The following is a 16,991-nucleotide window of genomic DNA, read 5'->3' on the forward strand; positions in this document are numbered from 1 at the left end:
TGGTCGAGGTCTAGATTTGTAAATCGGTCTCGATTGGAATGAAATAAGTAGTGTTTAGCCATTTTACGTAAAAATAGGTAGAATTAATGACATGCACTTAAGTAATCACTCAGAAAAAGTAGCGGTGACATCACTTTTTCTTTATAATAGTACTATTAGACACTTAAACGAACGAGGTGAGCTCGATGTTTGATCGATTACAATCGGTAGAAGATCGTTATGATAAATTAAATGAATTGCTTAGTGACCCAGATGTGGTTAATGATTTAAATAAGCTGAGACAATATTCAAAAGAACAATCGGACCTACAAAACACAGTAGATGCCTATCGCGAATACAAAGAAGTAAAAAGCCAGTATAAAGATGCGAAGATTATGCTAGATGATAAGCTAGATGCGGATATGCGTGAAATGGTGAAAGAAGAAGTAAATGATTTGGAAACTCAGATCGTGGAACTGGAAGCACGTCTCAAGGTTTTATTGATTCCAAAAGATCCTAATGATGATAAGAACGTTATCATGGAGATTCGCGGAGCAGCTGGAGGAGACGAAGCAGCATTATTTGCAGGTAATTTATTCCGTATGTACAGTCGCTATGCTGAAACGCAAAACTGGAAAATTGATATTATGGATTCCTCTCCAACAGGACTTGGGGGCTTCAAAGAAATCATTTTCATGATTAATGGAAGCAATGCCTATTCCAAAATGAAGTATGAAAATGGTGCACATCGTGTACAACGCGTTCCGGAAACAGAATCTGGTGGCCGTATTCATACGTCAACTGCAACAGTTGCAGTACTTCCAGAGGCGGAGGAAGTAGAAGTGGAAATCCATGACAAGGATATTCGTACCGATACATTTGCATCATCAGGTGCAGGTGGACAATCGGTTAATACAACCATGTCTGCTGTCCGTTTAACGCATTTACCAACCGGAATTACGGTTTCGATGCAAGATGAAAAATCGCAAATTAAAAACAAAGAAAAAGCAATGAAGATTCTTCGAGCGCGCGTTGCTGATAAATTCCGTCAAGAAGCGCAAGCAGAATATGATGCTGTACGAAAATCAGCAGTAGGTACTGGAGACCGATCTGAACGAATTCGCACCTACAATTATCCGCAAAATCGTGTGACGGATCACCGGATTGGCTTAACGATACAAAAACTCGACCAAATTTTGGAAGGTAAGCTAGATGAAGTAGTCGATGCACTAATCGTAGAAGATCAAGCGGAAAAATTAGAAAGATTGAATGACACCAATGTGTAAGACAATTTATGAGGCCCTAAACCGGGCTTCTTCTTTTTTAGAGGAAAATAATCGGGAAAAAGAAGTCGCTCGTTATTTACTGCAGCACGTGCTTGGGAAAAATTATTCACAATTAATGATGGCCATGTATGATGAAATATCCAAAGAAGACTTCCAAATATTTTGGAATTACGTGGAAGAGCATACAACAGGTAGGCCTTATCAATATATAATTGGACAGGAAACATTTTACGATCGAAATTTTGTCGTCAATGAACATGTCTTAATTCCTCGTCCAGAAACAGAAGAGTTAATAGAAGAAGTAAAAAAACGCATGAACACTGTTTTTGAACCCAATAAACGCTTAATGATTGCAGACATTGGAACAGGAAGCGGTGCAATCGCAATAACGATAAAAAAAGAAATACCGGATGCTGTTGTTACGGCAACTGATATTTCAAAGGAAGCACTTCAAGTAGCAAGCAAAAATGCACAGCTTCTAGAAGCAGAAATCCAATTTAAACAAGGAGATTTACTAGCTCCAATAGCCGATCAAAAATGGGACATTATTTTATCGAATCCTCCTTATATTGGACAGCACGAAGCTGAATCTCTTTCAGACACAGTAATTGATTTTGAACCACATCTTGCTCTATTTGCAGAGGAAGATGGGCTGCAACTCTATCGAAAAATGACGGAGCAGCTTCCACATATGATGAATGTTCCAAGTTTTATTGGATTTGAAATTGGCTATGAACAAGGTCCAGCTGTTGAAAATATGCTACAATCTGCATTTCCAAATGCAACAGTGGAAATTGTGAAAGATATTAATCAAAAAAATAGATTTGTTTTTTGTACAATAACTGAATAAGTTATGAATCTATTGGTAATAATGTTCCTAAGGAGGAATGTTACATGTTACCAGATTACGAGATAAAGAGAGTGCCAAGTATTGGCCGAAAAATAGATTCTATTATTCTTTTTGTATGGATGCTACTTATGATGCAAACGGTTTTATTTTTCCTATTTCAAGAATCAGATGCAGCAGAAGGGATGCGCTTTCGCCTAATTGCAAATAGCAATACGGTGCAAGATCAGCGAATTAAAAATGAAGTGAAAGACAATATAGCACCAATTTTATTAGAATATCAAAATGATCCGCACCAAACGTACGAGGAACTGGAAAAAGCTGTGGGGGAATTATCACATTCGCTAAATGAGAAGATTACGATAACTAAGGGACAAGCTATTTTTCCACCAAAAATGTGGAATGAAGGAATCACTTCTCAAACAAATGTAGAATCCATTGTTATTACAATCGGAAAAGGTCGAGGAGATAATTGGTGGTGCGCTCTATTTCCAAAAGTTTGTTATAAAGAAGAAGCGAAAGAAGTAAAAGAAGAAAAGCCGAAATTTTGGGTATGGGAATGGTTAAAAAAGAAATTTTCCACATAGTTACCCACAATTTTCAGAAAGTTATAAACAATTTGTGGATAAACACAATAGAAAGGAGAGAATAAGCGTGAAAACGGAAATTATTTTGGTGGATAACTTTTCCACAAAAGAGATAGGTTATACACAGGCTATTAATTTATTGATTGCTGGAGATACAGTTGCTTTTCCAACTGAAACAGTTTATGGCTTAGGTGCTATTGCAACAAATGAATCCGCAGTTGCCAAAATATTTGAAGCAAAAGGTAGACCACAAGATAATCCGCTAATTGTGCATATTGGTTCAAAAGAAGAGTTACAAGCCTTCACCCATAATGTTCCCAATCTAGCGAAAGTGTGTATGGATACTTTTTGGCCAGGTGCTCTGACGCTTGTATTACCATTACAGCAAGGATCTTTAGCAAAAAATGTTACTGCTGGACTTAATTCAGTAGGTGTTCGAATGCCTGATCATCCAGTAGCGCTAGAACTACTAAGTCGTTTAAAACAACCAGTTGCTGCTCCTAGTGCAAATCGAAGTGGTAAGCCTAGTCCAACAAAAGCATCTCACGTCTTCCACGATTTAAATGGAAAAGTGCCATTTATATTAGATGGTGGAGCAACGGGAATGGGGCTTGAATCGACCGTTTTAGATTTTACTTCTGAAATTCCAACTATTCTACGCCCAGGTGGAGTAACGAAAGAAATGCTTGAACGAGTGATAGGACCAGTCCATGAATCCAAACTGACAGATCATGCAGAAGCACCTCGTGCACCAGGTATGAAGTATGCTCATTATGCACCAAATGCACCTGTTTATTTAATTGAAGCGAGCCTACAAAAAGTACAGCTAGCAATTGAAAGTATACATAGCGAACAGAAGAAAGTAGCATTAATCGCAACAGAACAGTTTAAAACTACTCACGTCGATTACTTCTTTTCATTAGGAAAAGAGCATCAATTAGAAGATGCAGCTCAGCTATTATACGAAGCGCTTAGAAGCTGTGACGAAACAGATGCGGACATCGTATTAGTACCAACCTTTTCCAAACAAGGTGTCGGTACTGCAATTATGAATCGTCTAGAGAAAGCTGCGAATGGTAACTATTTTTCAACTAACATATAAATAATATTAAACGGCTGTTGATTATCCAATTTCCCCTTGTACGTTTTTGGTTCGCTTTGGACGAAATGGTTACTGCATCAGTACCCAGGGCTAGTGTAGCTGGAGAATGACGGACGAACGACTACCACACGATTATCGAAAAAATACGGAGGGGCTGTCCAATAGCCCATAAATTGAAGCAGGTGTAGAAAAATGAGTCTTTTTCTACACCTGTTTTTTGTATACTTTTATTAAAACTACTATTTTTTGTAGGCAATTGATTGTAGTGAAAGACGGCGACTCCAGCGGGAATAGCAGATGTTTTCTGCACCGAAAGCGAAGCGGCAGGTGCATGAGCTGAAGGCCCCGCAGGAGCGAAAGCGACGAGGAGACTGAAGCCATGCCCGCGGAAAGCGTCCGTCTTGAATAGAAATCAATACATTGGAAAAGGGACCATCTCTCAGTCACTATATGACTTTAGGGACAGCCCATTTCGCATCAAGAAATCCAGTTAATGGTGTAGAACTCGTTTAGTTCAAGCACTGCAAAAGCACCTATACTTAGAGGGTCTAGTGTGTTATCGCCATTTTAATAAGCAATTTACTGGGTACTTTTGGTTAATCAACACGGTTGATAATATTAGATTGTATTCTCTCCTAATCTTTTGCATACATTTAATTATGCGAATAGACGGGGGAGATTTTTTTGTGGCGTGAAATTTTGGCAGGCGGACTAATGTCAGTAGATGTATTAATATTATTTTCTCTTGTATCCTATAGAAAACAACTATTAACTCTTGCAGCATGGGTGGCATCCTTACATATGCTTTTCCCTTTAATAGGGTATTATGCAGGTATTCTCGTGCAAAGTTATTTGCAAAATGCAAGTCCTTATTTATCTGGAGTGCTATTAGCTTTAGTTGGGCTACAAATGATTCTGACTCAATCTCCAAAACAAGTTCCACTATTATCTCCATATATTCTTGCGGTTGTCGCGAGCTTTGATACCTTTTCAGTCAGTATTTCATTTGGTATGCTTAGAGTGGAAAAAGTCATGTTTATATTAAGCGCAGGTTTATTTTCCTTTTTTGGAGTTATTTTTGCGCAAAAATTTATTTTTAAACATGCATTTATGGGTAGGGGTATCTTAATGAAAGTAGCTGGTTTGTTAATTTTACTAATGGGAATCATTACGTTGAAAAATATTTAGAAATTTTCAAACTTTTATCAGACTAATTAATATATACTAGAGATGAGGAAATGTAGCTATGAATATTTTATTTGTTTGCACTGGAAATACATGTAGAAGCCCTATAGCAGAAGCGATACTGAAAGACCGAAAACTAGAGAGCGTAGAGGTTCGATCGGCAGGTATCTATGCGATGGATGGAGGAAATATGTCTTCAAATGGGAAAATAGTCTTGGAAAATGAGTCTATATCTTTCGCTCATAAATCAACTTCTATAAATGAATCATTAATAGATTGGGCGGATCTCATTTTAACGATGACTGGATCTCACAAACATACAATTATTCAGGCATTTCCACAGGCGATATCGAAAGTGTATATGTACAAAGAATTTGTAGTACCTGGAAATACGCAAGATGTAACCGATCCATATGGTGGAAGCTTACGTACATATGAACACACGTTTAAAGAACTATCTGCATTAACAGATGAACTAGTAAAAAAACTTCAGGGGGAACAGCGATGAAAGAAAAGAAAAAGAAGCACGCTTTTGGAATCCAAAAGAAGATTGTGCTATTTGTAACAGTATTAGCAGTAATTACGTACTCTACAAGTGCATTGTTTATTAATTATGTACAACCTTTTTTATTAGATAAGACAACAGGGTCTATCACATTTGAAATTCTAACTTATGCTGCGGGAGTTTTTTGGTCTGGTTTATTAGCTTATATATTCAGTGGTCTTATAATAAAACCTTTATTTAATTTAGAAAAAGTTGCCATACTTGCTTCAGAAGGAAAAATTGGTGTGGACGTGGAAGTACCAAAGTCAAAAGATGAAATTCAATCAGTAGCAGTTGCATTCCAAGCAATGCTAGTGAACTTAAGAGAAGTGGTTCAAAGTATAGAAGAAAATTTTGATAAAACAAATAATACAGTGCAAAGCCTTTCAAAAGAATCTTCGGTTGCTTCAGAGCAAGCAGAAGCGATTGCACATACGATAGCTCAAATATCTGAAGGTGCAGAACAATCAGCTGTAGCAGTTCAAGAAACTGCAGAATCAGTAGAAGATGTACGTGTGCTTGCGTCAGAAGTTAATAAACGTGCGGAAAGATCTTCCGTTCAATCCAAAGAGATGATTAGAGGACTTGCACAAACAACAGATGTCATCCAATCGCTTGTAAACGGGATTCAAAAAATTGCTTCTGGTAGTGAATCTGCATTAGGGAATGTCCATCAATTAGAAGAAAATGCAAGAAAAGTGGAAAGTATTATTCAACTAGTAGGGGATATTGCAGCGCAAACAAATTTACTAGCATTAAATGCTTCCATTGAGGCCGCTCGTGCTGGCGAACATGGTAAAGGCTTTGCAGTGGTAGCTGAAGAAGTACGTAAACTAGCAGATGAGAGTGCGAAAGCAGTTCAAGGTATTTCAGAGTTAATACTGGCTATTCAAACGGATGTACAGACAGTGGTGCAACAAATGACTAATCAGGTAAGCTTCGCAGTGGGAGAAGCAAAACGCGTTTCAGAAACAAATGCAGCGGTGGAAGGTATGTCTAATAAAATACATGAAATGGCTGAATCTGTCGTTGAGATTTCTACGCTCATTGAAAGACAACTGACGAATATAGAGAGTACTGCTCGTCAATCACAAGACGTAGCGGCAATTGCAGAAGAAACGTCTGCTGGAGCAGAAGAGGTAAGAAGTGCAACAGATGAACAAGCACGATCAATTGAGCAAATAGATCAATTATCGTTCGGATTAAAGCGTCAATCGGAAGAATTATTCAAGGTTATTTCGCAATTTGACAGAAATTCGTCAAAATAGTTCATTTAAATACAATTCACTTTGTGTGAATTGTATTTTTTTATGCAGAAAAATGGTATGATAAGATGGAGTACTAAACAGAAAAGAGGGAACAAATTGAAAATTGCAATTTCTTCCGACCACGGAGGTAATAATCTTCGTAAGGAAATTATTCAACAGATAGAAGAGCTTGGACTTTCTTATGAGGATTTTGGTCCAAACACCGACGATTCAGTTGACTATCCCGACTATGCAATACCTGTTACTGAAGCAGTAGTTAGTGGGGAGTTTGATCGTGGAATCTTAATTTGTGGTACAGGTATTGGTATGTCGATTGCTGCTAACAAAGTAAAAGGCATTCGTTGCGCTTTAGTACATGATGTATTTTCTGCTAAAGCTACAAGATGTCATAATGACTCGAACGTTCTTGCAATGGGCGAACGAGTTATAGGTCCTGGCCTTGCTAGAGAAATTGTAGCAACATGGCTTGCACAAGATTTCGAAGGTGGTCGTCATGTACGCCGTGTGGAAAAAATTTCAGCATTAGAAAATTAATTAATAAAAAAACAGTCTAAAGTAAAGGGGATTTCAGATGGAAGCAAAAAATTTGTGGCAACAACAAATCGAACAGCTTCTCCTGGAAGTGGAGCAGCAAATAGACTTACATGAAGATGATCTTTTCGTCATTGGCTGTTCGACCTCTGAAGTAAAAGGACAGAAAATAGGAACTGCTGGTGGTTTAGAAATAGCGGAAGTTTTATTCGATCCATTAAGAGTATTTGCAGAGCGTAATAAGGTGCATCTTGCTTTTCAAGGCTGTGAACATATTAATCGGGCTATTACAATGGAAAGAAAAACACAAAAACTATATAGACTATCGGAAGTTTCTGTTATTCCGGTTGTTCTAGCGGGCGGCTCTATGTCGGCTTTCGCATACACTCAATTTCAAGACCCTGTAGTAGTCGAGCATGTTCAAGCACAGGCTGGCATTGATATAGGACAAACTATGATTGGTATGCAGCTACAACCTGTAGCTGTGCCAATTCGTGTGTCTATTAAGCAAATTGGGGAAGCAGTCGTAACGATTGCGAAAACGCGTCCAAAGCTCATTGGCGGGACGCGTGCATTTTATGGATGATATTAGAGGAGGAACTAAAGTGGAAAAAATTCAATCACAAGATCTAGCAGTTTACGAGGCAATGCTTGCCGAGAAAAAACGTCAACAAGCGAATATTGAGTTAATCGCATCAGAAAACTTCGTATCAGAAGCAGTAATGGAGGCACAAGGCTCTGTACTGACAAACAAATATGCAGAAGGTTACCCTGGTAAACGTTACTATGGTGGCTGTGAGCATGTAGACGTAGTAGAAGATATTGCTCGTGATCGTCTGAAAGAAATTTTTGGAGCAGAGCATGCAAACGTACAACCACATTCTGGTTCACAAGCGAACATGGCTGTATATATGACTGCTTTACAACCAGGTGACACGATTTTAGGTATGAACCTGTCCCATGGTGGGCATTTGACACACGGTTCTCCTGTAAACTTTAGTGGAATTCAATATAATTTCATTGATTATGGAGTAAACAAAGAAACAGAAATGATCGATTATGAAGATGTTCGTGCTAAAGCGTTAGAACACAAACCAAAAATGATCGTTGCTGGAGCAAGTGCATACTCTCGTATTATTGATTTTGCTAAATTCCGTGAAATTGCTGATGAAGTAGGAGCATACTTATTTGTAGATATGGCTCATATCGCAGGTTTAGTGGCTGCGGGTCTTCATCCTAACCCAGTTCCATATGCACATTTCGTTACATCTACTACACATAAGACATTACGCGGACCACGTGGTGGGTTGATCTTAACAACAGAAGAGTTTGCGAAGAAAATTGATAAAACAATTTTCCCTGGAATTCAAGGTGGCCCATTAATGCACGTTATCGCTGCAAAAGCAGTAGCTTTTGGTGAAGCACAACAACCTGAATTTAAAGAATATCAAGCGCAAGTAATTGCAAATGCTCAAACATTAGCTGATAGTTTAACGGCTGAAGGCATTCGTATCGTTTCTGGTGGAACGGATAACCATGTAATGCTGCTAGACGTTTCTGCTTTAGGCTTAACTGGTAAAGTTGCGGAGCATGTACTAGATGAGGTTGGTATTACCGTGAATAAAAACACGATTCCATTCGATACTTCTAGTCCGTTTATTACATCTGGAGTTCGTATTGGTACACCAGCTGTTACTTCCCGTGGGTTTAAAGAAGAAGAAATGAAAGAAATTGCTTCAATTATTGCAAAACTATTGAAAAACCATGAAGATGCTACTGTATTAAAAGAATCAAAAGATAGAGTAGAAGCTTTAACAAATAAATACCCATTATATATCTAATAGAATAATTTAAATGGGGGTTGTCCAATAAGCCCATAAATTGAAACAGGTGTAGAAAAACGAGTCTTTTTCTACACCTGTTTTTTGTATACTTTTTATTAAACTACTATTTTTGTAGGCAATTGATTGTAGTGAAAGACGACGACTCCAGCGGGAATAGCGTGAGCTGAAGGCCGGAGCGAACAAAGGGACAAAGGCTAAGAACGCCACCTCCAATGGAAGGCAATCTAAGTTCGCCGCGTCCTGCGGCAACGATTGCATGACCCACATCCTTTGGGCCTCAACGCCTTCGTGACCAACATCGTGTTGGCCTGAGGAGACTGAAGCCATGCCCGCGGAAAGCGTCCGTCTGGAACGGAAATCAATACATTGGAAAAAAATAATAACCTTAAATGCATAATATGGAGTTTAAAAGGAACACTGATTTTTGTATTATCCACTGTGAAGCCATACTTTGTTTTCTTCTTTAGGTATGTTTTTACAAACGAGGAACTCTGGAGAAATAGACGCAATATTAAAACTTGGGTTTACTAGTATGTGAACTGCTTTTTTTGTTATAATTAATAGAATTTAAATTAAAAGATAAAGGAGTTATGCAATATGCCAAAAGTATTTGTATTCGATCACCCGCTTATTCAACACAAACTTACATATATCCGTGATGTAAACACTGGAACAAAGGAATTCCGTGAACTTGTAGATGAGGTAGCTACACTCATGGCCTTTGAAATTACTCGTGATCTTCCATTAGAAGAAACGGAAGTAGAAACACCTGTACAGACCACAAAATCGAAAGTATTAGCTGGGAAAAAATTAGGGATTGTTCCTATACTACGAGCTGGAATTGGAATGATTGATGGTATATTAAAACTGATTCCTGCTGCAAAAGTTGGGCATATTGGTCTTTACCGTGATCCAGAAACATTGCAACCAGTAGAATACTACGTAAAACTTCCTGCAGACGTTGCAGATCGTGATTTCATTCTAGTGGATCCAATGCTTGCAACGGGTGGTTCTGCAATAGAAGCTGTTAATTCACTAAAAAAACGCGGAGCAACAAGTATTAAGTTTATGTGTCTAATCGCAGCTCCAGAAGGTGTAGAAGCTCTTCAAAAAGCACATCCAGATGTAGATATTTATATTGCTGCACTTGATGAAAAACTAAATGACCATGGCTATATCGTGCCTGGCTTAGGTGACGCTGGTGACCGTTTATTCGGTACGAAATAAAAGGAGTGTATAAATTTCATGCGTAAATGGAAAGTAATGACGATATTTGGAACGAGACCAGAAGCGATAAAAATGGCTCCTCTTGTTCTTGAACTTCAAAAACATCAAGAAGAAATTGAATCAATCGTTACAGTGACGGCTCAACATCGTCAAATGCTTGACCAAGTGCTTGAAACATTTAATATAAAGCCGGATTATGATTTAAATATGATGAAGGATCGTCAAACTTTAGTTGATATAACAACTAGAGCACTTGAAGGTCTTGACGCAGTCATGAAAGAAGCACAACCAGACATCGTGCTCGTTCATGGAGATACGTCTACAACATTTGTTGCTAGTCTAGCGGCTTTTTATAACCAAATTGCAATCGGTCATGTAGAAGCAGGACTTCGTACATGGAATAAATATTCTCCTTTTCCTGAAGAAATGAATAGACAACTAACGGGAGTAATGGCAGATATACATTTTGCGCCAACGGAAAAATCTCGAGCAAATTTACTTGCTGAAAATAAGCTAAGTGATCGGATTTTTGTTACTGGTAATACAGCGATTGATGCACTTCAAACAACTGTAAAAGAAGATTATACGCATCCTATTTTAGAGAAGCTACAAAATAGTCGAGTAATTCTTTTAACAGCCCATCGTCGAGAAAATTTGGGAGAGCCAATGCGCAATATGTTCCGAGCTATTAATCGATTATTAGTAGAACATGAGGATGTACAAGTAGTGTATCCGGTTCATATGAACCCAGCGGTAAGAGAAATAGCAAACGACATTCTTGGAGAAAATGATCGTATTCATTTAATCGAACCGTTAGAAGTATTAGATTTTCACAATTTCGCGGCTAGATCATTTATTATTCTGACGGATTCTGGTGGAGTTCAAGAAGAAGCGCCTTCGTTAGGGAAACCAGTAATCGTTCTTCGCGATACAACAGAACGACCAGAAGGAATTGAAGCTGGAACGTTGAAACTAGCAGGAACTGAAGAAGAAACTATTTTCCGATTAGCAAATGAGCTTTTATCTAACCCAACTGCTTATAACGAAATGGCGAAAGCGAGTAATCCTTATGGGGATGGCAAAGCTTCAGAAAAGATAGTGGATGCTTTAAAAGAATATTTAAAACAAAAATAATTTTTTAAATTTGTCGATAAGATGTCAAATGAGAAGTATTTGTGAAGTTTTTCACTTCTACTAATTGACATCAAATTGGCCCTATTGTATGCTTACAAAGGATAATCAATATAGGTGTTTCGTGCTTGAAACACTTGATGTATCAACTTTCTACTAGATTCACAGTTTTTACTTTAACAGGAAAAACGTGAGGAAACTTTTATGCGTCAAATAAGACGTCCGTTACAAGGGATAGCTATGTATTCAGCGATTCTCTCACAGCTTGTTGGTTCTATCTTAATAGGTACATTCACAGGAATGTGGATTGACAATACTTATGGAACCACTCCAGTATTTTTAGTAATATGCCTATTACTCGGCCTCTCGGTTGGCGTGATAGCACTTATTGCTACCATTCGAAAATATGATTCAGGAGACTAAAGACCAATGCATGAAATGCAACATATCTATAAAAAGCAGAAAAAGTACATATTTTTTTTGCTCGCAGTATGTGCGCTAGGTTGGGGGTTTACCCCGTATTCGACAATTTTTGCAGGCTTAGCACTAGGTTCTTTGTTTGGTCTGTATAATTTCTGGATTCTAGTACGTAGAATGGAGAAATTTGACCGTGTGTTAACAAATGGAAAAGGACGAGCAGGTCTCGGTACAACATTCCGCTTCGCATCTGGCGTTGCAGCTGTTGCAATAGCACTTGCACTTCCACAGTATATTCATGTTATAAGCACAGTCATTGGATTAATGATTCCCTATGTTCTGCTTTTAGTAGAACGAATTATGTATTATGCAAGACACCAACAATGAGATTGTGAAAGTGAGGTGAATTAATCGTGGAACATAAAAATCCCACTTTTGAGTTTTTAGGGATGCACGGAAACTGGTCGAATATCCTGATGCTTGCAGTCACAACACTCATCGTATTTTTGATCGCTTTTATAGCGACAAGAAACTTGAAGCTGAAGCCAACTGGTATGCAGAACTTCATGGAGTGGATTATGGACTTCGTAAAAGGCATTATTAAAAGTAACTTTGACTGGCAAACAGGTGGAAGATTCCATATTCTTGGTATCACATTAATCATGTTTGTTTTTGTAGCAAACGTGTTAGGTCTACCATTTTCGATATCGTATGATGGTGTGCTTTGGTGGAAATCTCCAACAGCAGATCCGACGGTAACGATGACACTTGCAGTAATGATTATTCTATTAACGCACTACTATGGTATCAAAGCGAAGGGCATAAAAGAATATGGTAAAGATTACTTAAAACCACTTCCTTTTTTAGCTCCTTTAAAAGTAATGGAAGAATTCGCAAATACGTTGACACTCGGTCTACGTCTTTACGGAAATATCTATGCAGGGGAAGTTCTTTTAGGACTACTTGCAGGCTTAGCAACATCTAATATTTTTGGCTTTGTTGGAGCAATTATTCCAGCAATGGCATGGCAAGGTTTCTCACTATTTATCGGTGGAATCCAAGCATTCATTTTCGTTATGTTAACAATGGTTTATATGTCACATAAAGTGTCGTCTGACCATTAATATAACTGCTCAGTATTACTAAGCAGAAATAAATAAAACAACATTCCAAGGAGGAAATTACACAATGGTAGGTTCAGTTGGTCTTTTAGCAGCAGCTATAGCAATCGGTTTAGGTGCACTTGGTGCAGGTATCGGTAACGGTTTAATCGTTTCAAAAACAGTAGAGGGTATCGCTCGTCAACCAGAAGCGCGTGGATCTTTACAAACAGTTATGTTCATTGGGGTAGCATTAGTTGAGGCACTTCCAATCATCGCAGCAGTTATCGCGTTCATCGTATTAAACAAATAAGAACAACTTCAACAGGATGAAATGGCGGAAACATTTCCGCCATTCTCTTTATGAATTAGAAAACAATGAGTATAACATTACATTATAGAAGTAAGATCTCTTATTAGCGTTTGAAAGGAGTGAAACAATCGTGTCTTTTGATTACCTTGTACTTGGTGCGAGTGGCCATGGCTTGAATATATGGGATATCTTAGCTACTTTATTCTTCTTTACACTACTTATGTTTTTATTGAAGAAAGTAGCATGGGGCCCGCTTATGGGTATTATGAATCAACGTGAAGAGTTAATCGCAAGCGAAATCGAAGCAGCAGAAAATAGCCGCAATGAATCAGCGCGATTACTTGAAGAACAACGTGACTTATTAAAAGAAGCGCGTACAGAAGCATTAGCGATTGTAGAAAATGCGAAAAAGCAAGGCGAAGCATCTCGTGAAGAAATTATCACAACTGCTCGTACTGAAGCAGCGCGTTTGAAAGAATCTGCTATCCGTGAAATCGATACAGAAAAAGAAAGAGCGATTGCAGCAGTACGTGAAGAAGTAGTTTCACTTTCAGTACTTGCAGCGTCCAAAGTTCTTGAAAAAGAAGTTTCGGAAGAAGATAACCGTGCGCTAATCGAGGCAACGATTGCGAAGGCAGGGGAAGCTAAGTGAGTAATTCAACTGCAGCTAAACGTTACGCAATCGCTTTATTCGAATTAGCACAACAAAAAAATGAGCTTCAATCAGTAGAAAATGATCTACGCGAACTTAAAGTTGTCTGGAATGGCAATAAAGATTTGAAAACTTTATTCACATCTCCAAAGCTTTCATTAGACAAGAAAAAAGAGTTAATCCGCGAAGTTTTCAACAATGCTAATCCAATTGTTATTAATACACTTTTAGTGCTTATTGATAAGAAAAGATTAGGTGAAGTTTCAGGCATTATTACTGAATTTATGGCACTTTCGTACGATGCACAAGGTGTTGCAGAAGCGAAAGTATATACTACACGTGAATTAACAGAAGAAGAGCGTGCAAACGTCTCTACTGTATTTGCAAAAAATGTAGGGAAACAATCTTTACGTATTCAAAACATTGTAGATCCATCAATCATTGGTGGAATGCGTGTTCAAATCGGAAACCGCATTTACGATAGCAGTCTAAGTACAAAACTAGATCGCTTAAAACGTAACTTGATCGGTTAATATTATGAATTTAGAGAGGTGACATACATGAGCATCAAAGCTGAAGAAATCAGTGTCTTGATTAAACAGCAGATTGAGAATTATGAATCTGAGATGAAAGTTAGCGACGTTGGTACAGTCATTAAAATTGGTGACGGTATCGCTCTTGCTCATGGCCTCGACAACGTCATGGCTGGAGAATTATTAGAATTCTCAACTGGTGTGTTAGGTATGGCACAAAACTTGGAAGCGAATAACGTTGGTATCGTTATCCTTGGACCATACACAGACATCAAAGAAGGCGATGAAGTACGTCGAACTGGCCGTATTATGGAAGTTCCTGTTGGTAAAGAATTGATTGGCCGCGTTGTCAATCCACTTGGCCAACCAGTTGACGGACTAGGTCCTATTGCAACTACTAAATCTCGTCCAATCGAAAGCCCTGCACAAGGAGTTATGGCGCGTAAATCAGTACATGAGCCACTTCAAACAGGTATTAAAGCAATTGACGCTCTTGTACCAATCGGACGTGGGCAACGTGAGTTAATCATCGGTGACCGTCAAACAGGTAAAACATCTGTTGCGATTGATGCAATTCTTAACCAAGCAGACCAAGATATGATTTGTATCTATGTTGCTATCGGTCAAAAAGAATCGACTGTTCGTAACGTTGTAGAAACACTTCGTAAAAAAGGTGCTTTAGATTACACAATCGTTGTAACTGCATCTGCATCACAACCAGCTCCATTACTTTACCTAGCTCCTTATGCTGGTGTAACAATGGCTGAAGAGTTCATGTTTGAAGGCAAGCATGTGTTAATCGTTTATGATGATTTATCAAAACAAGCTGCTGCATACCGTGAACTTTCATTACTACTTCGTCGTCCTCCAGGTCGTGAAGCATATCCAGGGGATGTATTCTACTTACACAGCCGTCTTCTTGAGCGCGCTGCGAAGTTAAATGAAACACTTGGTGCTGGTTCTATCACAGCATTACCGTTCGTTGAAACGCAAGCTGGAGATATCTCTGCTTATATTCCAACAAACGTAATTTCTATTACAGATGGTCAAATCTTCTTACAATCTGATCTATTCTTCTCGGGCGTACGTCCAGCAATCAATGCTGGTTTATCTGTATCTCGTGTTGGTGGTTCAGCTCAAATTAAAGCAATGAAAAAAGTTGCGGGTACACTACGTCTTGACTTAGCTGCATTCCGTGAACTTGAAGCATTCTCTCAATTTGGATCAGATCTTGACGCTGCAACTCAAGCAAAACTTAATCGTGGTGTACGTACAGTAGAAGTATTAAAACAAGACTTGAATAGCCCTATTAAAGTGGAAAAACAAGTACTTATTTTATACGCTCTAACACGTGGCCATTTAGATGATATTCCAGTTAAAGATATTACTCGTTTTGAAGCTGAATTAAACAGCTGGATAGATTCAAACCACACAAACGTTTTAGATCATATTCGCACGACTAAAGATCTTCCTTCAGAAGAAGACTTGAATAATGCAATTACTGCGTTTAAAAAGACTTTCGCTAAATCTGAATAATTCTTTTGTCTAAGTGAAAAAAACGATAAGGTGGTGAAATACCAGTGGCATCATTACGCGACATTAAAAGTAAAATTACGTCTACAAAGAAAACAAGTCAAATTACGAAAGCCATGCAAATGGTTTCTGCATCTAAATTGAGCCGTGCGGAAGAAAATGCGAAAGCATATGTTCCTTACATGGCGAAAATTCAAGAAGTAGTAGGTGCAATTGCATCAGGTACAAGTGATAGTGGACATCCAATGTTAACTTCTCGTCCTGTGAAAAAGACAGCATATCTTGTCATTACTTCAGATCGTGGTTTAGCTGGAGCTTACAACAGTAACGTTATACGTGCTGTTGCAAATGCTATAGCGGAGCGACATTCGTCAAAAGATGAGTATGTAGTTTTAGCAATTGGTCGTATGGGACGTGACTTCTTCCAAAAACGTGGTTCGAATGTAATCGGAGAAGTTATAGGTTTACCAGATCAACCTGCTTTTTCTGATATTAAAGAAATAGCGCGCAAAGCTGTTGGTATGTTCACGGATGGTACATATGATGAACTTTATATGTACTACAACCACTTTGTCAGTGCCATTTCTAGTGAAGTTACAGAGAAAAAGGTACTGCCACTTACGGATATTGCAGTAGAAACAGGCACAACAGCTTCTTATGAATTTGAACCTTCAGCTGAAGCAATTCTTGAAGTGTTACTTCCTCAATATGCGGAAAGCCTAATTTTTGGTGCATTACTCGATGGTAAAGCCAGTGAACATGCTTCACGTATGTCCGCCATGAAGAGTGCGACAGACAACGCAGCTGATTTAATTAGCAACTTAACATTAGTTTATAACCGAGCACGCCAAGCAGCAATTACGCAAGAAATTACAGAAATTGTAGGCGGCGCAGCGGCTCTAGAATAGTGAA

General features: G+C 38.4%; 20 protein-coding genes. All 20 read left to right on the forward strand.

Annotation, left to right across the window (positions count from 1 at the left end):
* Nucleotides 1–185: 185 nt before the first annotated feature.
* The 20 genes from prfA to MHH81_RS03330 all read left to right on the forward strand — a co-directional run bounded on the left by prfA (nt 186) and on the right by MHH81_RS03330 (nt 16,987).
* Nucleotides 186–1,265, forward strand: coding sequence for a peptide chain release factor 1 (gene prfA, locus MHH81_RS03235; protein ID WP_340917805.1), 1,080 nt, complete (start codon nt 186–188; stop codon nt 1,263–1,265).
* Nucleotides 1,258–2,115 (forward strand): peptide chain release factor N(5)-glutamine methyltransferase, encoded by an 858-nt coding sequence (prmC, locus tag MHH81_RS03240; protein WP_340917808.1) that lies wholly within the window; start codon nt 1,258–1,260, stop codon nt 2,113–2,115. Before prfA ends, prmC begins: the two co-directional genes overlap by 8 nt.
* 44 nt (nt 2,116–2,159) lie before the next feature.
* Entirely contained in the window at nt 2,160–2,699 is a 540-nt protein-coding gene (locus tag MHH81_RS03245; RefSeq protein ID WP_340917810.1) for a stage II sporulation protein R, read from the forward strand.
* Between the two features lie 67 nt (nt 2,700–2,766).
* Nucleotides 2,767–3,801: an L-threonylcarbamoyladenylate synthase gene (locus tag MHH81_RS03250; RefSeq protein ID WP_340917812.1), complete on the forward strand. Its 1,035-nt coding sequence runs from the start codon at nt 2,767–2,769 to the stop codon at nt 3,799–3,801.
* 684 nt (nt 3,802–4,485) lie between these two features.
* Nucleotides 4,486–4,989: a manganese efflux pump gene (locus tag MHH81_RS03255; protein WP_340917814.1), complete on the forward strand. Its 504-nt coding sequence runs from the start codon at nt 4,486–4,488 to the stop codon at nt 4,987–4,989.
* A 58-nt stretch (nt 4,990–5,047) separates the two neighbouring features.
* Nucleotides 5,048–5,494, forward strand: coding sequence for a low molecular weight protein arginine phosphatase (locus MHH81_RS03260; protein ID WP_340917816.1), 447 nt, complete (start codon nt 5,048–5,050; stop codon nt 5,492–5,494).
* Nucleotides 5,491–6,798 carry a methyl-accepting chemotaxis protein gene (locus MHH81_RS03265; protein ID WP_340917820.1) on the forward strand — a complete coding sequence of 436 codons (1,308 nt, stop codon included), beginning with the start codon at nt 5,491–5,493 and terminating at the stop codon, nt 6,796–6,798. The genes MHH81_RS03260 and MHH81_RS03265 overlap by 4 nt, the downstream gene beginning before the upstream one ends.
* 96 nt (nt 6,799–6,894) lie before the next feature.
* The gene (gene rpiB, locus MHH81_RS03270; RefSeq protein ID WP_340917823.1) at nt 6,895–7,332 is read left to right on the forward strand and encodes a ribose 5-phosphate isomerase B; all 438 of its coding nucleotides are present in this window, start codon (nt 6,895–6,897) and stop codon (nt 7,330–7,332) included.
* Nucleotides 7,333–7,369: 37 nt separating this feature from the next.
* Nucleotides 7,370–7,915 (forward strand): TIGR01440 family protein, encoded by a 546-nt coding sequence (locus MHH81_RS03275; protein WP_340917826.1) that lies wholly within the window; start codon nt 7,370–7,372, stop codon nt 7,913–7,915.
* The gene (glyA, locus tag MHH81_RS03280; RefSeq protein WP_340917828.1) at nt 7,908–9,170 is read left to right on the forward strand and encodes a serine hydroxymethyltransferase; all 1,263 of its coding nucleotides are present in this window, start codon (nt 7,908–7,910) and stop codon (nt 9,168–9,170) included. The genes MHH81_RS03275 and glyA overlap by 8 nt, the downstream gene beginning before the upstream one ends.
* 600 nt (nt 9,171–9,770) lie before the next feature.
* The gene (upp, locus tag MHH81_RS03285) at nt 9,771–10,400 is read left to right on the forward strand and encodes a uracil phosphoribosyltransferase (protein WP_340917830.1); all 630 of its coding nucleotides are present in this window, start codon (nt 9,771–9,773) and stop codon (nt 10,398–10,400) included.
* Nucleotides 10,401–10,418: 18 nt separating this feature from the next.
* The gene (wecB, locus tag MHH81_RS03290) at nt 10,419–11,534 is read left to right on the forward strand and encodes a non-hydrolyzing UDP-N-acetylglucosamine 2-epimerase (RefSeq protein ID WP_340917833.1); all 1,116 of its coding nucleotides are present in this window, start codon (nt 10,419–10,421) and stop codon (nt 11,532–11,534) included.
* 201 nt (nt 11,535–11,735) lie between these two features.
* Nucleotides 11,736–11,954: an AtpZ/AtpI family protein gene (locus tag MHH81_RS03295; protein ID WP_340917835.1), complete on the forward strand. Its 219-nt coding sequence runs from the start codon at nt 11,736–11,738 to the stop codon at nt 11,952–11,954.
* A 6-nt stretch (nt 11,955–11,960) separates the two neighbouring features.
* Nucleotides 11,961–12,335: an ATP synthase subunit I gene (locus tag MHH81_RS03300; RefSeq protein ID WP_340917837.1), complete on the forward strand. Its 375-nt coding sequence runs from the start codon at nt 11,961–11,963 to the stop codon at nt 12,333–12,335.
* A gap of 26 nt (nt 12,336–12,361) precedes the next feature.
* Nucleotides 12,362–13,072 carry a F0F1 ATP synthase subunit A gene (gene atpB / locus MHH81_RS03305; protein ID WP_340917840.1) on the forward strand — a complete coding sequence of 237 codons (711 nt, stop codon included), beginning with the start codon at nt 12,362–12,364 and terminating at the stop codon, nt 13,070–13,072.
* 64 nt (nt 13,073–13,136) lie between these two features.
* Nucleotides 13,137–13,361 carry a F0F1 ATP synthase subunit C gene (gene atpE / locus MHH81_RS03310; RefSeq protein WP_340917842.1) on the forward strand — a complete coding sequence of 75 codons (225 nt, stop codon included), beginning with the start codon at nt 13,137–13,139 and terminating at the stop codon, nt 13,359–13,361.
* A gap of 130 nt (nt 13,362–13,491) precedes the next feature.
* Nucleotides 13,492–14,013: a F0F1 ATP synthase subunit B gene (atpF, locus tag MHH81_RS03315; protein ID WP_340917845.1), complete on the forward strand. Its 522-nt coding sequence runs from the start codon at nt 13,492–13,494 to the stop codon at nt 14,011–14,013.
* The gene (locus MHH81_RS03320; RefSeq protein ID WP_340917847.1) at nt 14,010–14,546 is read left to right on the forward strand and encodes a F0F1 ATP synthase subunit delta; all 537 of its coding nucleotides are present in this window, start codon (nt 14,010–14,012) and stop codon (nt 14,544–14,546) included. The genes atpF and MHH81_RS03320 overlap by 4 nt, the downstream gene beginning before the upstream one ends.
* Nucleotides 14,547–14,573: 27 nt before the next feature.
* Nucleotides 14,574–16,082 (forward strand): F0F1 ATP synthase subunit alpha, encoded by a 1,509-nt coding sequence (gene atpA, locus MHH81_RS03325; RefSeq protein ID WP_340917850.1) that lies wholly within the window; start codon nt 14,574–14,576, stop codon nt 16,080–16,082.
* A gap of 44 nt (nt 16,083–16,126) precedes the next feature.
* Complete coding sequence (locus MHH81_RS03330; protein WP_340917852.1) at nt 16,127–16,987, forward strand: F0F1 ATP synthase subunit gamma; 861 nt, start codon at nt 16,127–16,129, stop codon at nt 16,985–16,987.
* Nucleotides 16,988–16,991: the final 4 nt, after the last annotated feature.

Source organism: Psychrobacillus sp. FSL H8-0484, from assembly GCF_038005325.1.
In the GTDB taxonomy this organism is placed as follows: Bacteria; Bacillota; Bacilli; order Bacillales_A; family Planococcaceae; genus Psychrobacillus.

What these genes read in the sequence shown, in the direction of transcription:
- prfA (WP_340917805.1), top strand. Translation starts at nt 186, where the DNA reads ATGTTTGATCGATTACAATCGGTAGAAGATCGTTATGATAAATTAAAT.
- prmC (WP_340917808.1), top strand. Translation starts at nt 1,258, where the DNA reads ATGTGTAAGACAATTTATGAGGCCCTAAACCGGGCTTCTTCTTTTTTA.
- MHH81_RS03245 (WP_340917810.1), top strand. Translation starts at nt 2,160, where the DNA reads ATGTTACCAGATTACGAGATAAAGAGAGTGCCAAGTATTGGCCGAAAA.
- MHH81_RS03260 (WP_340917816.1), top strand. Translation starts at nt 5,048, where the DNA reads ATGAATATTTTATTTGTTTGCACTGGAAATACATGTAGAAGCCCTATA.
- MHH81_RS03265 (WP_340917820.1), top strand. Translation starts at nt 5,491, where the DNA reads ATGAAAGAAAAGAAAAAGAAGCACGCTTTTGGAATCCAAAAGAAGATT.
- MHH81_RS03275 (WP_340917826.1), top strand. Translation starts at nt 7,370, where the DNA reads ATGGAAGCAAAAAATTTGTGGCAACAACAAATCGAACAGCTTCTCCTG.
- glyA (WP_340917828.1), top strand. Translation starts at nt 7,908, where the DNA reads ATGGATGATATTAGAGGAGGAACTAAAGTGGAAAAAATTCAATCACAA.
- upp (WP_340917830.1), top strand. Translation starts at nt 9,771, where the DNA reads ATGCCAAAAGTATTTGTATTCGATCACCCGCTTATTCAACACAAACTT.
- wecB (WP_340917833.1), top strand. Translation starts at nt 10,419, where the DNA reads ATGCGTAAATGGAAAGTAATGACGATATTTGGAACGAGACCAGAAGCG.
- MHH81_RS03295 (WP_340917835.1), top strand. Translation starts at nt 11,736, where the DNA reads ATGCGTCAAATAAGACGTCCGTTACAAGGGATAGCTATGTATTCAGCG.
- MHH81_RS03300 (WP_340917837.1), top strand. Translation starts at nt 11,961, where the DNA reads ATGCATGAAATGCAACATATCTATAAAAAGCAGAAAAAGTACATATTT.
- atpE (WP_340917842.1), top strand. Translation starts at nt 13,137, where the DNA reads ATGGTAGGTTCAGTTGGTCTTTTAGCAGCAGCTATAGCAATCGGTTTA.
- atpA (WP_340917850.1), top strand. Translation starts at nt 14,574, where the DNA reads ATGAGCATCAAAGCTGAAGAAATCAGTGTCTTGATTAAACAGCAGATT.